Here is a 15838-nt window from a genome sequence, read left to right on the forward strand (position 1 = left end):
CGGTGGCGCGGGCCCGTCGTGCCGGGGTGTCGTCGTTCGGGATCAGCGGCACCAACGCCCACGTCATCATCGAATCCCCGCCCGTCGATGCCAACCCCACGGTGCAGCCCACCGGGGTTCCCGCGCTGCCGTGGGTGGTATCGGCAAAATCGTTGTCGTCCTTACGATCTCATGCATCCCGGCTGGCTGATCACCTCCGTGCGCACGACGAACTCGACCCCGCCGACGTGGCATGGTCGTTGGCCACCCGATCTGCGTTCGAGCATCGGGCCGTCATCGCGGGTGCCGATCGCCACCGGCTGCTGGCCGGGCTCGACGAGTTGGCGTCCGGCGAGATCGGCGCGGTCATCCACGGTGCTGCCACCCAGCCCGGTAAGACCGTCTTCGTGTTCCCCGGCCAGGGCTCGCAGGTGCTCGGCATGGGAACGGCACTGCACGCCGGCTACCCGGTCTTCGCCGAGGCGTTCGACGCCGTCGTGGCGGAGCTGGATCGGCACCTGTTGCGGCCCCTGCGTGACGTCATCTGGGGGCATGACGAAGACTTGTTGAACACCACCGAGTTCGCCCAACCGGCCCTGTTCGCGGTCGAGGTTGCGCTATTCCGGTTGCTCGAATCATGGGGCGTGCGGCCCGATTTCGTGCTGGGCCACTCGATCGGCGAACTGGCCGCCGCACACGTTGCCGGCGTCTTGTCGCTGCAGAACGCCGCGGTGCTGGTCGCCGCGCGGGGCCGCTTCATGCAGGCGCTGCCGGCCGGCGGCGCGATGATCGCCGTGCAGGCCACCGAATCCGAGGTGCGTCCGCTGCTGGAGCCCACCGACGTCGGCATCGCCGCGATCAACGGGCCTGACTCCGTGGTGATCTCGGGCGCCGAAGACAAGGTCACCGCGATCGCCGAGCGGCTGCGCGCCGACGGTCGTCGCATCCACCGGCTCGCCGTCTCGCACGCATTCCATTCGCCGCTGATGGAGCCGATGGTCGACGAATTCGGCACGGTCGCAGCTGGACTCGCCGTCGGCAAGCCGACGATTCCGGTCGTGTCCAACGTGACCGGACAGCTGGCCGGGGACGATTACGGGACCGTTGCCTACTGGAAGCGGCATGTGCGCGAGGCGGTGCGGTTCGCCGACAGCGTGCGCTTCGCCCGCTCCGCGGGCGGCAGCCGGTTCTTCGAAGTCGGGCCCAGTAGCGGCCTGACCGCCTCGATCGAGGAAACGCTGGCTCTCGACGAGGGGGCACCGGTCGTCACAATGTCCGCGCTGCGCAAAGACCGCCCTGAGCCCGAAACGCTGATCACGGCCGTCGCGCAGGGCTACGTGAGCGGGATGAACGTGGACTGGCGCGGCGTCATCGGCGCCGCCAACTTCGTCCCGTTGCCCACGTATACCTTTGAGCGGCGCCGGTTTTGGCTCGCCGGTGACGGTTGGACGGTCGACGCGGCGGGTCTGGGACAAGCCGCGAGTGAACACCCGCTGCTGGGCGCGGTGGTCGAGTTACCGGCCTCGGGCGGGGTGGTGCTGACCGGGCGGTTGTCGCCCGGCCGGCAGCCGTGGCTCAACGATCACGCCGTGGGCTCGGTCGTGCTGTTCCCCGGCGCGGGATTCGTCGAGCTGGCGATCCGCGCCGGCGACGAGGTGGGCTGCGGCGTCGTCGACGAGTTGAATCTCGCTGCGCCGCTGGTCTTGCCGGCCGACGGGTCAGTCGCCGTCCAGGTGGTGGTGGGCGGGGCCGACGACCAGGGCGCCCGCCCGGTGTCGGTCTTCTCCCGCGCCGAGGCCGGTTCGGCGTGGTCGTTGCACGCCGAGGGCATGCTGCGCGCCGGGGCGAGCGAGGCGAGTGTCGACTTGTCGGCATGGCCGCCGGCGGGTGCCGTCCCGGTCGACGTCGGTGACGGCTACGACCGGCTGGCCGAGCGTGGTTACGGCTACGGCCCCGCGTTCCGCGGCCTGACGTCGATGTGGCGTCGCGGGGAGGAAGTGTTCGCCGAGGTGACGCTGCCCGCCGATGCGGGCTTGTCGGTCACCGGCTTCGGCGTTCACCCGGTGCTGCTCGACGCCGCGCTGCACGCGGTGATCCTCACCTCCTCCGACGACGAGCTGCCCCAGGGATCGATGCTGGTGCCGTTCTCCTGGCAACGGGTGTCCCTGCACGCCGCGGGCGCCACGGCCGTGCGGGCGCGGATCGTGCCCGTCAGCGATTCGGCCGTGTCGATCGAGCTCGCGGACGGTCTCGGGCTACCGGTGCTGTCGGTGGCGTCGATGGTGGCCCGCCCGGTGACTGATCGGCAATTGCTGGCCGCCGTGTCGAGCTCCGGGCCCGATCGGCTCTTCGAGGTGGACTGGTCCGTGCTGCCGTCGTCGTCGGTGCAGCCGGTGTCGGTGTTTGCTTATGGTGCACCGGAATTCGATGTACCAGACGGGCAGCGCGCCGCGGTGGTGTTCGAGTCGTCGCCGGTGTCCGACGACGTCCTGGCGGGCGTGTACGCGGCCACCCGCGCGGTGTTGCCGGTGCTGCAGTCGTGGTTGGCCCGCGACGGTGCGGGGACATTGGTGGTGGCGACCCGGGGTGCGATGACGCTGCCGGGGGAGGAGATCACCGATCTGGCCGGTGCGGCGGTGTGGGGTCTGGTGCGTTCGGCGCAGACCGAGCATCCGGGCCGCATCGTGCTGGTGGACACCGACGGTGTGCTCGACGAGGAGTCGGTGGCCGCGGTCCTGGCCGCCGGCGAGCCGCAGGTGCTGGTGCGTGGCTCGAAGGTCTACATCGCACGGGTGCACGGCAGCCGCGCGGTCGGTGCGCTGCTGGTCCCGCCGGGCGACGAGCCGTGGCGCATCGGTATGAGCAGCCAGGGCACCTTCGAGAATTTGCGGCTGGAGCGCATCCCGGACGCCGACGCCCCGCTGGGTCCCGGCCAGGTTCGGGTTGCGCTGTCGGCCATCGCGGCGAATTTCCGCGACGTGATGATCGCGCTCGGTCTGTATCCCGATCCCGACGCGGTGATGGGTATCGAGGCGTCCGGGGTTGTCGTGCAGGTCGGCCCCGAAACCGCCTCGCGGGATAACCGTTTCGCGGTGGGCGACCGGGTGATGGGTCTGTTCCCGGACGGCACCGGAACGATCGCGACAACCGATCAACGGCTGCTGGCCAAGACGCCGACGGGCTGGTCGCACGCGGCCGCCGCCACCACCACGGTGGTCTTCGCCACCGCCTACTACGCGCTGGTGGACCTGGCCGCGGCCAAGCCCGGCCAGCGGGTGTTGGTGCACGCGGCCGCGGGCGGTGTCGGCATGGCTGCCGTGCAGCTGGCCCGGCATCTCGGCCTTCAGGTGTTCGCCACGGCCAGCCGCGGCAAGTGGGACACGTTGCGCGCCATGGGTTTTGACGACGATCACATCGGCGACTCGCGCAGCCTCGAGTTCGAGGAAAAATTCCGAGCGGTCACCGCCGGGACCGGTAAGGCCGGGATGGACATCGTGCTGGATTCGCTGGCCGGCGACTTCGTCGATGCGTCGCTGCGCCTGGTTGCCCCCGGCGGCGTGTTCCTGGAGATGGGCAAGACCGACATCCGCGAACCCGCTGCCGTCGCCGCCGGACATCCGGGCGTGCGGTATCGCGCCTTCGACCTGTTTGAATCCGGCCCCGATCGCCTCCGGCAAATCCTCGACGAGCTGGTGGCACTGTTCGGCGACGATGTGCTGCGGCCGTTGCCGGTCACCAGGTTCGACATTCGGCGCGCGCCGGCGGCGTTGCGGTACTTGAGCCAGGCCCGCCACGTCGGCAAGGTCGTCATGACCGTGCCCGGTGGGCCGGGAAGCGGGCCGGCGGCCGGCACCGTGTTGATCACCGGCGGCACCGGGATGGCCGGCTCGGCCGTCGCTCGGCACCTGGTGTCGCGGCACGGGGCACGCAACCTGGTGCTGGTGAGCCGCCGGGGCCTCGACGCGCCCGGCGCCGCGGAGTTGATGACCGAACTCGGGGCGTCGGGCGCCCAGGTGCAGGTCGTCGCCTGCGACGTCGCCGACCGCGAGGCCCTGGCCAAGGTGATCGCGGACATCCCGGTGCAGCGGCCGCTGTCCGGGGTAATCCACGCCGCCGGGATGCTCGACGACGCGGTGATCGCCTCGTTGACCCCGGAACGCGTCGATGCGGTGTTGCGGGCCAAGGTTGATGGCGCGTGGAACCTGCACGAACTCACCCGAGAGCTCGATGTGTCGGCGTTCGTTCTGTTCTCGTCGATGGCCGGGCTGGCGGGGGCGTCCGGTCAGGCCAACTATGCCGCTGCCAACTCCTTCCTGGACGGGTTGGCCTTGCACCGCCGGGACCAAGGGCTGCCCGCGATGTCGTTGGGCTGGGGTCTGTGGGATCAGGCCAGTGCCATGACCGGGGCGCTGGGCGCCGCCGACCGCGCCCGGTTCGGCCGGGACGGCATCGTCGCGATGTCCTCCGACCAAGCCCTTGACCTGCTGGACACCGCGCTGATCGTCGACGAGCCGTTCCTGTTGCCCGCGCACATCGACCTCGCGGCGCTGCGGGTCAAGTTCGACGGCGGAACCTTGCCGCCGATGTTCGTCGATCTGATCAACGCCCCGACCCGCCGCCAGGTCGACGACTCGCTGGCCGCGGCCAAGTCGAAATCGGCTCTGCTGCAACGCCTGGAGGGGCTACCCGAGGACGAGCAGTACGCGGTGCTGCTGGACTTGGTGCGCTCCAACATCGCCACCGTGCTGGGCCAGTCCAGCCCGGAGTCCATCGATCCGGAGCGGGCGTTCCAGGAACTCGGGTTCGACTCGCTGACCGCGGTGGAGATGCGCAACCGGTTGAAGTCCGCCACCGGTCTGGCGCTGTCGCCGACGCTGATCTTCGATTACCCGAACTGCACCGCCCTGGCCGGCTACATGCACACCGAGCTGATCGGGACGGCGGAACAGGGCACCCCGGCCGGCGCCCCCGGGGAAGCCGACATTGCGCGCATCGTCGGGTCGATTCCGGTCAAGCGGCTCCGGCAGGTCGGAGTGCTGGAGTTGTTGCTGGCGTTGGCAACCGAGGACGGCGACGCGCAGGCGAGCGTCGCGGAGGCGAGCGCCGAGAAGGACATCGCGGACATGGACCTCGAGGACTTGCTGAACGCCGCGTTGATCGACGACGACGAATGAGAATCGCGGTCACCGGGGCCAGTGGTGTGATCGGCCGCGGGATCACTGCCCGATTGCTCAGCCAGGGGCACCAGGTCGTCGGGATCGCCCGGCGCCGACCGCAAAGTTGGCCCAGCACAGCCGATTTCCTTGAGGCGGACATCCGGGATGCCGACGCCGTCGGACGCGGCATCGCCGGAGCGGACGTCGTCGCGCACCTCGCCTGGCTGCGTAGCGTCGGCGACCAGCGTGACGGCCACGACGTCAACGTCGGCGGCACCCGCAATGTCCTGCAGGCGATGGCCGAAACCGGCAGCAGGCGCATCGTTTTCGCGTCCTCGCCACTCGTCTACGGACGTGCCGGCCTGCCGAAGACCGAGGACGACACGATGGCTGCGGTGCTGACCGACGGGGTGTACCAGGCCCGGGTCGAGGACCTGCTCGCGGCGGCCGGTGTGGAATGGGTCGCGGTGCGCTGCGCCCTCGTCGTGGGGCGCAATGTCGACAACTGGGTGCGCCGACTGCTGGCGCTACCCGCGTTTCCGGCCGGCTCGGCCGAACACCGTATGCAGGTCGTCCACCTTGACGACGCGCTTCGACTGTTCACCCGGGCCGTCGTGGCCGACGAAATCGACAGCGGCCCGGTCAATCTCGCGGCTCCGGGGGATCGGTCGTTTCGCGAGGTCGCCGCGCGGCTGGGGCGCCCGGTGTTGCCGCGGCTACCACTGCTCGCGGCGGCCGAGCTGGACCGGGTACGGGGCGCCGCGCTGATGGACACCGCGCGACTGCGCGAACGGTGGGCGTTCCGGGCGGCCTGGACTTGCGACGAATGCATCGAGGATGCCGCGCTGGCGGTGCGTGGCCGCATCGCGCTGGGCAAGCGGGTGGTGTCGCTGCCCTGGCGATTGGCCAACGTCGCAGACCTGCCGGCCGTCGATGCGCCGGCAGATGACGGTGTGGTCCCCGAATTGGCCGGCCCCGACGGGCTCAACGGAGAGTTTGACACCCCGATTGACCCGCGCTTCCCGACCTTTCTGGCGACCAACCTGTCCGAGGCCTTACCGGGGCCGTTCTCGCCGTCCTCGGCGTCGACGACGGTGCGGGGGTTGCGGGCCGGCGGCGCCGTCATCGCCGAGCGGTTGCGGCCGGGCGGAATGGTGCAGCGCGAAATCGCGATGCGGACCGTCGCCGTCTTCGCGCACCGGCTGTACGGTGCGATCACCTCGGCGCACTTCATGGCGCAAACCGTGCCGTTCGCCAAGCCGTCGATGATCGTCAGCAACAGCGGCTTCTTCGGCCCCAGCATGGCCTCGCTGCCGGTCTTCGGCGAACAGCGGCCAGACGAATCCGGTTGGGCGCAAAGACTATTGCGCAACGGACGCAATATCGGGGTGTTCGGCGTCAACCTGGTGGGCCTGAGTTCCGGGGCCGCGCACGACACCCACGCCTTCGTTGCCGACGTCGACCGATTGGAACGGCTGGCCGACGACGTCACCGCACTCGACGATCGCCGGCTGTTGAGTCTGATCGCGTTGGCACGTGACCACGTCGTGCACGGCTGGGTCCTGGCTTCGGCATCGTTCATGCTGTGTGCGGCGTACAACGTGTTGCTGCGCGGGCTGTGCGGGCGCGACACCTCGGCACCGGCGGGCCCCGAACTGGTCAGCGCGCGAACGGTGGAGGCCATGCATCGGCTGGTGATCGCGGCGCGGCGGGATCCCAACGTGGCCCGGTTGCTGACCGAACCGGGGGAGGGGCTGGACAAGCTGGCCGTGGACGCGCCGGAGTTTCACACCGCGGTGCTTTCGGAATTGGCACTGATCGGTCACCGCGGCCCGGCGGAGCTCGAGATGCTTTCCACCAGCTACGCCGACGACCCGGAATTGCTGATCCGGATGGTGGCCCGGGCCATGACCACCGACACTGCGCCGAACCCACCGCGTCCGCGGATTCCGTTGCGGGCCAAGCTGATCGCGCTGCTGGCCGCGAGCCAGCTACGCGATCGGGAGGCGCGTCGCGACAAAGTGGTGCGGGCCAACTGGGTGCTGCGAGGGCTGCTGCGCGAGTACGGGCGCCGGATGGTCGACGCCGGCATCTTCGGGGCCGTCGACGACGTGTTCTATTTGCTGGTCGACGAACTCGACGCCCTGCCCGCCGACGTCGCCGCACTGGTGGCCCGCCGCCGCGCCGAGCGGCGCCGGCTGGCGACCGTCACCGTCCCGACCGTGTTCAGTGGGCATTGGGAGCCGGCCACCACGGCGCCGGCGGTGCTCGGCAGCGGGGAGAGGCTGCGCGGTGTCGGCGTCTGCGGGGGCCGGGTGCGCGGACGGGTGCGCATCGTGCGTCCCGAGACGATCGACGAGCTGCAGCCCGGCGAGGTCCTCGTTGCCGAGGCGACCGACGTCGGCTACACCGCGGCCTTCTGCTACGCCGCCGCGGTGGTGACCGAGCTCGGCGGCCCGATGTCGCACGCGGCCGTGGTGGCCCGCGAATTCGGCTTCCCCTGCGTCGTCGATGTGCAGGGCGCGACGACGTCCCTACCCACGGGTGCCCTGGTCGAAGTCGACGGTGGCAGCGGCGAGATTCGGGTGCTGGCGCCCGCGGACGAGCGCTAACCGAGATCGGTTACAGCGGCCAGGTATTCGGCCCGACGGCGTAGTCCAGCGCCACCGCCGGCGGCAGCGGCTGTGGTTCGCCGACCGATATCGCGTCGACGATCAGGGCGACGTAGCGGCGCCACCCGCCGCTGTCGGCATCCATCGTCGACAGCACACTGAACAGCATCGCGACCAGCCGGGGCAGGTCGTCGCTGACCAGGTCGGCGCGGATGCTGCCGAGTCGCTGGCCTTCGCGGGCCAGCTCGCCGAGTGCCGCGTTGAGCGACATCGAGATGTCGGAGGTCAGTGATCCGGCCCGCCGGGCGGCGGTCAGCAGATTGTGTTCCCGAGCACCCAGCGATATCGCCGCTTCGATCAGCCGGGTGAGGCCGTCGAGCGGATCCTTGGCGGTGCGGACACTTTCGATCACCGGCGTCAGGTCTTCGGCGATGCTCTGGTCCAGCGCGGCGCGCATCAAATCGGCCTTCGCCGGGAATCTGCGGTAGAGGGTTCGCTCGCCGACGCCCGCGCGGCGGGCAACGGCCTCCACCGGCGCATCGGGACCCATTTCGCCGTACACCTCGCGCGCGGCGCGCAGGATGCGCTCGACGTTGCGCGCGGCGTCGGCGCGCAACGGCCGATCCTCGGCCGCGGTCATGTCGACAGCCTAACTGACAGTTGACTGCCAACAGCGCGGGCTCTAGGCTCTACAACTGGCAGACATCTGGCACTTAATGGGAAATACGGGTTATGTCAGTATCTTTCGAGACGTCCGACTCCTGCTTTGACGCCGAGTTGCCAGTGCTGCTGGTGCCGCGACCGGCGCGGTGCCCGCTGGCGCAGCCTCCGGAGTTCGCCGACTGGCGCGAACAACCCGGGCTGCGGCGGGCGATGTTCCAGGGCAACCCGGTCTGGGTGGTGAGCCGCTATCGGGACATCAGGGCGGCGTTGGTCGACCCACGGTTGTCCGCCAAGACCATTCCGGACTCGATCCTGCCGACGGATGCCGACGACAACGTCGCGGTGATGTTCGCCCGGACCGACGATCCCGAGCATCACCGGTTGCGGCGCATGATGACCGGCAACTTCACCTTCCGCCGTTGCGAATCGATGCGGCCACACATCCAGGAGATGGTCGACCATTACCTCGACCGGATGGTCGCCACCGGTGCGCCGGCCGACCTGGTGCGTGAATTCGCGTTGCCGGTGCCGTCCATGGTGATCGCGCTGCTGCTGGGAGTGCCGACCGAAGACCTCGAACTCTTTCAACTCAACACGACCAAGGGTCTCGACCAGAAATCCACCGATGCGGACAAGGCCGCGGCATTCGGGGCGATGCACGCATCCACGAGTTGATACGACGCAAAGAACGCGAACCCGGCGACGACTTGATCAGCCGGCTGCTCACCGAATACGTGGCCACCGGGCAGCTCGACCACACCACCACGGCTCTGAACGCCGTCATCATGATGCTGGCCGGCCACGAAACCACCGCCAACATGATCTCGTTGGGAACCGTTGCGCTGCTGGAACATCCGGAGGTGTTCGAGCGTCTCGGACAGACCAGCGATCCGGCCGTTGTCGCCAACGTCGTCGAAGAGCTGATGTGCTACCTGTCCATCGTGCACAGCCAGGTCGACCGGGTGGCCACCGAAGATTTGACGATCGGTGGGCAGCTGGTCCGCGCCGGGGAGTTCAACTTGATGAGCCTGCTCGCCGGCAACTGGGACCCCGATTTCGTCGATCGCCCCGAGGCCTTCGACGTCGACCGAAACACCCGGGGACACTTGGGCTTCGGCTACGGCGTGCATCAATGCATCGGAGCCAATCTGGCCCGCGTCGAGATGCAGGTCGCCTTCGCCACCCTGGCCCGTCGGCTGCCCGGACTGCGGTTGGCGATACCGCCCGAGGAACTGCGGTTCAAGGACGCCCACATCTACGGCATGAAAGAACTCCCCGTCAACTGGTGACCGAACGATTTCTTCGCGACGATCCAGCCCCGGCAGACCTGAGGCTATTCTCGCCCGGCCGACACCCAACCCAGATCTTCGAAGCGGTCCCCGGCGACCGCGGAGCCCGCAGCGTCCAACGCCGCCAACTGCTCTGGCGTGAGAGCGATCGTCAGCGACGCCGCGTTCTCGTCGACTCTCGCCGCTCGCCGGGTGCCCGGGATCGGCACGCTGGCGACGCCCAGTTCCTGGGCGCGGTGGCGCAGCCAGGCCAAGGCGACCTGAGCGCCCGTGGCGTCGTGGGCCTTCGCGACCGACCTGACGACTTCGACCACGGCGAGGTTGGCGTCCAGGGCGCCCGCAGCGAAACGGGGGAGCCGGCGGCGAAAGTCGCCCGGCGAGGACAAATCCGCCGCCGACCGGACCGTTCCGGTGAGAAAGCCCCGGCCCAGCGGCGAATAGGGCACAAACCCGACGCCCAGCTCGGCGGCGGCCGGAACGACGTTGCGTTCCACGTCGCGGCTCCACACCGACCATTCGCTCTGCACGGCAGCGATCGGGTGCACCGCGACGGCGGCGCGCAGTTCGTCAGCCGTCACCTCGGACAATCCCAGGTGACGCACCTTGCCGGCGGTCACCAGTTCGGCCATGGCACCGACCGTCTCCTCGATCGGCACGCGCAGGTCCCGCCGGTGCATGTAGTACAACTCGACGACGTCGGTGTTGAGCCGCTGCAGGCTCTCGTCGATGCACTGACGGACATAGGCGGCATCCCCGCGTACCGCACGCGAGCCGGTCGTGGGATTGCCATCGATGCCGAATTTCGTTGCGAGAGTGACCTCCTCGCGCCGGTTCACCAGGATGTTCGCGATCAGTCGCTCGTTGTCGCCGCGACCGTAGACGTTCGCGGTGTCGATGAAGGTGACGCCCACATCGAGGCAGTGATTCAGCGTGGCCAACGATTCGGCATCGTCGACCTCGCCATAGACAGAGGTCAGTGCCATCCCGCCAAATCCGAGCGCGCTGACGGCGAGCCCGTCACCGAGCTCGACGGTGGGCAGTGCAGTAACCATGTTTGTGCTCCTCGTGGTGCCGCGAGATGCTCAGCAGCGAAATGAGATCCCGATGCCGTCGGGCGGCGGCGCCGGCCGCAGGCAGCCGAACTGCTGGATGCCGGCACTGCTGAACCGTACCGCCGACTGGTGGGCGTAATTCACGCAGTACAGCCCGGCCTGGTCGGCGCGGCAACGGTAATCGTCGTAGGACAACGTGGTCCCACTTGCCAATTCGGGTCCGTCGCCGTTGACGAACGGGCCGGGATCGCCGCGCGCGGCCCCCACCTGAAGATTCGCGCCGTCGAAGTCCACCCAACCGCCCTGCCATTCGCCGTAGGCGGTGGCGGGACGGGGTGGCGGATCGGACAGGTCGACCAGACAGGTCAGCGCGCCCCCGGTGTGCTTGGCATCGGTTGTGCACACGACGGGGCGGCCGGGCGGAGTGGTGGCCACGGTGAAGGCGATGTCGGTGCCCAACGGCGTCGACACACCCTCGCGGGTGACGGTGTGATAGCCGGCCGGATCGGCGGGACGACCTGCCTCGATCCACGCGATGACGTCCGAGATGGGCGCGCCCGCCGCGGGCGGCGCCAACGCTGCCGGGGGTTTGCCGCCCGGCGAGACCGTGGCCGCCGAAGTGGAACCCGACAGCGTGGTCGTCGGGTTCGAGGTCTGCGCCGATCGGTTGCCGCCGCCGTGCGAGCAGGCGGCCACCAGCACCGAAAGCGCGACCAGCGTAGCCATTCGCATGCCGACAGGCTAACCGGCGCACCCGGCATCCGGCCGCTGCGCGCCCTACAGACCCCCCTACAGACCTAGTGTCCGCTACCGTCGGCATATGCACGAACGCACCATCCGCGCACGGACCGCCACCGGCACCGTCGAAGGCTTCACGCGTGATGCCGTCAACCGCTGGCGCTCCATCCCGTACGCGCGGCCACCTGTTGGCCGGCTGCGACTGCGGGCCCCGCAGCCGGCCGTGCCCTGGGCCGGTGTGCGGCACTGCCACGGTTTCACCAATTGCGCGCCGCAACAGCGCCGCTACACCGTACTCGGCCTGGGTAAGTACCAGTCCATGGGCGAGGACTGCCTCACCCTCAACGTCGTGACGCCGGAAGCCGGGCACGACGAGCCGCTGCCGGTCATGGTCTTCATCCACGGCGGCGGCTACATCATGGGCAGTTCGGCCACACCGCTCTACGACGGCGCGGCACTGGCGCGCCGCGGCTGCGTATACGTCTCGGTCAACTACCGCCTCGGCGCGCTGGGATGCCTCGACCTGTCGTCGTTGGCCACCCCGGACGTCCCCATCGACAGCAACCTTTATCTACGCGATTTGGTGCTGGCGCTGCAGTGGGTTCGCGACAACATCGCCGGGTTCGGTGGAGATCCCGGAAACGTCACCATCTTCGGGGAGAGTGCGGGCGCGTGTATCACCGCCACGCTACTGGCCGTGCCGGCCGCCGAGGGCCTATTCGCCCGGGCCATCTCGGAAAGCCCGGCGTCGGGTCTGGTGCGCTCCAAAGAGATTGCGGCCCAGTTCGCGACGCGCTTCGCCACCCTGCTCGGCGCGCGGCCGGGTGACGTCGCCGCCGCACTGCTGCGGGCGTCCGCGACTCAGCTGGTGCATACCCAGCACCGGTTGATCGACCAGGGCATGGAAAACCGGCTGGGCGCTTTCCCGATAGGTCCGGTCATCGGTGACGACGTGCTGCCGGTGGACCCGGTTGAAGGTATGGAATCCGGCCGCGCCCATCGGGTTCCGCTCATCGTGGGCACCAACGCCGAAGAAGGTCGGCTGTTCACCCGTTTCCTGCGGATGCTGCCCACCAACCAGAATATGATCGAAGAGTTGCTGGCCGACGTGGAACCGGCTGCCCGCGAACGCATTACCGCCGCCTACCCGGATTATCCATCGTCCTCGGCGTGCATCCAGCTCGGCGGCGACTTCGCCTTCAGCTCGGCCGCCTGGCAGATCGCCGAGGCCCACAGCGCCCACGCACCCACCTACCTGTACCGGTACGACTACGCGCCCCGGATGCTGCGCTGGTCGGGTCTGGGCGCCACGCACGCGACCGAGCTGCTGGCCGTTTTCGATTTCTATCGCACCCGGCTCGGCTCGTTGTTGACCGCCGCCGCGGACCAGCGCGCCGCGCTCAAGGTGAGCAACGACGTGCAGCGGCGCTGGCGGGCGTTCGGCCGCACCGGGGTGCCGGGCGACGACTGGCCGGTCTACACCCAAGACGACCGCGCTGTGCTGGTCTTCGACCGCAACAGCCGCATCGAGTTCGATCCGCACCCGCATCGCCGGTTGGCGTGGGCAGGCTTCTCATTGGCGCAGTGACCTGGCACGCTGGCTTGGCGCGCAGAAACCGTCAGCGAACCCCTCGGCGAAGGACGTCAATGCAGACCCAGCCCGTCGAACGACCCAGTGACCTCACGGCGTCGTGGTTGACCGCCGCGCTCGGAGCCGGCGAGGTCGCCGACTTCGACGTCGAGCGCATCGGTACCGGTCAGATGAGCGAGTGCTACCGCGTCCGCCTGCACTACGCGGACGGGGCCGCGGGACCGCAGTCGGTGGTGCTGAAGGTCGCGGCCAGCGACCCGGTCAGCCGACACACCGGGTTGGCGCTGGGCCTTTACGAGCGTGAAGTCCGGTTCTACGGTGACGTCGCCCCGCGTCTGGGCGGGCCGATCGCGCCCTGCTACCACGCGGCCGTCGACACCTCGACCGGGGTTTTCGACCTGTTGCTCGGTGACGCCGGTCCGGCGATGGTCGGTGACGAAATCGCCGGTGCCACAATCGAACAGGCCCTGCTCGCCGTGATCGAGTTGGGCACGCTGCACGGCCCGCTGCTGGGGGACACGGCGCTGGCCGAGGCGCCGTGGCTGAACCGCGAAGCACCGCTGAACCAGTCGATGATCGCGGGGCTCTACGCCGGCTTCCTCGACCGCTACGGCGACCGGATCGCCCCGGCACACCGGACGGTCTGCGACCGTCTGGTGGGGGCGTTCGACGCCTATCAGGCCACCGAAGCCCAGCGCGGCGGGGTGCGGGGCCTGGTCCACGGCGACTATCGGTTGGACAATCTGCTGTTCGGCGTCGCGGGCGCCGACCGGCCGCTGACGGTGGTGGATTGGCAGACCGTTTCCTGGGGACCGGCCCTGACCGACCTGGCCTACTTCTTGGGCTGCGCCCTGCCCGCGGCGGACCGGCGGGCCCACTACGATGCGTTGCTGCGGGCCTACCACGACGCGCTGGGACCGGATGCGCCGCTGGCGCTCGGCGACGTCGCCGAAGGGGTCCGACGGCAGAGCTTTTTCGGCGTGATGATGGCGATCGTTTCGTCGATGCTGGTGGAGCGCACCGAGCGCGGCGATCGCATGTTCATGACTCTGCTGCAACGACATTGCGAGCATGTCCTCGACACCGACGCGCTGACGACGCTGCCCGATCCGGTTGCACCGGAGCCGCTGCGGCCGTGCGCCGACGACGAAGCACCGCATGCGCCGACCGACGAACCGCTGTGGAGCGAGAGCTGGTATGCCGACTTCGTCGACGCGGCACAAGGTTTCGGCGGCTGGTTTCGCGTCGGCCTGGTCGCCAACCAGCGGGTCGCATGGGTTCAGGTGTTGGTGTGCGGGCCCGATCGGCCGACGGTCGCGGTCCTGGACTATCACGTCCCGCTGCCCGCCGATCCGTGGGCGATACGCACGGACGCCTTCGACATTGGCCACCGCGCCACCGAGCCGTTGCAGACCTATCGGCTCGACGTGCGGGCGCAGGGCCGGGCTTTCTCGGATCCGTCGGCGCTGTTGCGCAACGAACCGGGCACGCCGGTCGGTCTGACGATGAACCTGGTGTGGACCACCGACGGCACCCCCTATCGGTACCGGGTCACCACACGCTACGAGATCCCTTGCACGGTAACGGGAACCGTCACCGTCGGCGACGACAGTTACCGGCTCGACGCCGTGCCCGGACAGCGCGACCACTCGTGGGGTGTGCGGGACTGGTGGAGCATGGACTGGATGTGGAGCGCGCTGCACCTCGGCGACGGCACCCACTTGCACGCCCTGGACATCGACATTCCGAACGTCGGACCGGTCGGAATCGGCTACATCCAGGATCCACAGCGCAACGTCACCGAACTTCACACGGTGAGCAATCCACGCGCCTTCGGTGCCAACGGATTACCACTCGACACGACGCTGAGCGTCGACCCCGGCGAGATCGTCGGTGATGTCGGCATCCGCGGCCACGCGCCCGTGGTGCTGACCGGCCCGCGCGGACAAATCAGCGAATTCGCGCGCGCCTGGGTGCGTTTCGCCACCAAGGACGGGCGCAGCGGGATCGGCTGGATGGAATGGAATCGCAACCTCACATCACCGGCCTAAACGCGGTGCCGCGCCGGGGGGCTGCGCCCATCGTGGTGATGGGGGTCTCCGGGTCGGGCAAGTCGACGGTGGGTTCGGCTCTGGCACAGCGGTTGGGGGTGGCGTTCATGGACGCCGACAACCTGCATCCGCCCGCCAACATCGCCAAGATGCGTGCCGGTGAACCGTTGACCGACGACGACCGCCGCCCGTGGCTGAAGCGTGTGGGGCGGTGGCTGGCCGAGCACCCAGACGGTGGTGTGATGAGCTGTTCGGCGCTCAAGCGCGCCTATCGCGACGAACTGCGGTCACAGTGCCCGGCCGTTGAATTCCTGCATCTGATTGGTTCACCGCGGGAGATCAACGCCCGGTTGGCGGCCCGGTCCGGCCATTTCATGCCGGCGGCACTGCTGCAATCACAATTCGACACGCTGGAACCGCTGCAAGACGACGAACCCGGGGTCGCCATCGCGATCGGGCACGACGTCGATACGATCGTCGATCTTTTCCTGCGCGGCTAGCTGTTGCGGGTCATGAGGTTGTAGACGCCGACACGGGTTGAGGTGTTCGGGGGACGGGTTCTTCGGCGGCAGGATGAGAAATCGCCAAACCCCTCGTCCTGACTACCGAAGGAACCCGTCCGTGACCCACGGTAATGCCCCGTTGTCCGTTGAAGGCCGTCGTCGACTCGTGGCCCGTTGCGCTGATCGTCCGATCGCTCACGTGGC

8 protein-coding genes and 1 pseudogene are annotated in these 15838 nt (G+C 69.0%); 6 read left to right on the forward strand and 3 right to left on the reverse strand.

Annotated features, from left to right (window positions below; genetic code table 11):
* Both AWC25_RS09415 and AWC25_RS09420 read left to right on the forward strand, forming a co-directional pair.
* Positions 1-5153 (forward strand): type I polyketide synthase (locus tag AWC25_RS09415; protein ID WP_142278760.1); only part of this gene is annotated, 5153 nt, incomplete at its 5' end.
* Complete coding sequence (locus AWC25_RS09420) at positions 5150-7747, forward strand: sugar epimerase family protein (RefSeq protein ID WP_085166680.1); 2598 nt, start codon at positions 5150-5152, stop codon at positions 7745-7747. The genes AWC25_RS09415 and AWC25_RS09420, both read left to right, overlap by 4 nt.
* 10 nt (positions 7748-7757) lie before the next feature.
* Here the strand turns inward: AWC25_RS09420 and AWC25_RS09425 are convergent, their stop codons facing one another.
* Positions 7758-8387, reverse strand: coding sequence for a TetR/AcrR family transcriptional regulator (locus tag AWC25_RS09425; RefSeq protein ID WP_069401844.1), 630 nt, complete (start codon positions 8385-8387; stop codon positions 7758-7760).
* Between the two features lie 92 nt (positions 8388-8479).
* Here AWC25_RS09425 and AWC25_RS09430 point away from each other — a divergent pair.
* Positions 8480-9699 (forward strand): annotated as a pseudogene (locus AWC25_RS09430) (cytochrome P450).
* A 44-nt stretch (positions 9700-9743) separates the two neighbouring features.
* Here the strand turns inward: AWC25_RS09430 and AWC25_RS09435 are convergent.
* Positions 9744-10751 carry an aldo/keto reductase gene (locus tag AWC25_RS09435; protein WP_069401843.1) on the reverse strand — a complete coding sequence of 336 codons (1008 nt, stop codon included), beginning with the start codon at positions 10749-10751 and terminating at the stop codon, positions 9744-9746.
* A 30-nt stretch (positions 10752-10781) separates the two neighbouring features.
* On the reverse strand, positions 10782-11483 hold the full coding sequence (locus tag AWC25_RS09440; protein WP_085166681.1) for a hypothetical protein: 702 nt from the start codon (positions 11481-11483) through the stop codon (positions 10782-10784).
* Between the two features lie 88 nt (positions 11484-11571).
* Between AWC25_RS09440 and AWC25_RS09445 the strand changes: the two genes are divergently transcribed.
* The 3 genes from AWC25_RS09445 to AWC25_RS09455 are packed head-to-tail and all read left to right on the forward strand — an operon-like array spanning position 11572 to position 15631.
* Positions 11572-13077 (forward strand): carboxylesterase/lipase family protein, encoded by a 1506-nt coding sequence (locus AWC25_RS09445; protein WP_085166682.1) that lies wholly within the window; start codon positions 11572-11574, stop codon positions 13075-13077.
* Positions 13078-13136: 59 nt separating this feature from the next.
* Positions 13137-15131 (forward strand): DUF7064 domain-containing protein, encoded by a 1995-nt coding sequence (locus tag AWC25_RS09450; RefSeq protein WP_069401840.1) that lies wholly within the window; start codon positions 13137-13139, stop codon positions 15129-15131.
* Positions 15101-15631: a gluconokinase gene (locus AWC25_RS09455; protein WP_069401839.1), complete on the forward strand. Its 531-nt coding sequence runs from the start codon at positions 15101-15103 to the stop codon at positions 15629-15631. Before AWC25_RS09450 ends, AWC25_RS09455 begins: the two co-directional genes overlap by 31 nt.
* The last annotated feature ends 207 nt before the right edge of the window (positions 15632-15838 follow it).

This window comes from Mycobacterium sherrisii (assembly GCF_002102355.1).
GTDB classification, from domain to species: domain Bacteria; phylum Actinomycetota; class Actinomycetes; order Mycobacteriales; family Mycobacteriaceae; genus Mycobacterium; species Mycobacterium sherrisii.

What these genes read in the sequence shown, in the direction of transcription:
- AWC25_RS09420 (WP_085166680.1), top strand. Translation starts at nt 5,150, where the DNA reads ATGAGAATCGCGGTCACCGGGGCCAGTGGTGTGATCGGCCGCGGGATC.
- AWC25_RS09425 (WP_069401844.1), bottom strand. Translation starts at nt 8,387, where the DNA reads ATGACCGCGGCCGAGGATCGGCCGTTGCGCGCCGACGCCGCGCGCAAC.
- AWC25_RS09435 (WP_069401843.1), bottom strand. Translation starts at nt 10,751, where the DNA reads ATGGTTACTGCACTGCCCACCGTCGAGCTCGGTGACGGGCTCGCCGTC.
- AWC25_RS09440 (WP_085166681.1), bottom strand. Translation starts at nt 11,483, where the DNA reads ATGCGAATGGCTACGCTGGTCGCGCTTTCGGTGCTGGTGGCCGCCTGC.
- AWC25_RS09445 (WP_085166682.1), top strand. Translation starts at nt 11,572, where the DNA reads ATGCACGAACGCACCATCCGCGCACGGACCGCCACCGGCACCGTCGAA.
- AWC25_RS09450 (WP_069401840.1), top strand. Translation starts at nt 13,137, where the DNA reads ATGCAGACCCAGCCCGTCGAACGACCCAGTGACCTCACGGCGTCGTGG.
- AWC25_RS09455 (WP_069401839.1), top strand. Translation starts at nt 15,101, where the DNA reads ATGGAATCGCAACCTCACATCACCGGCCTAAACGCGGTGCCGCGCCGG.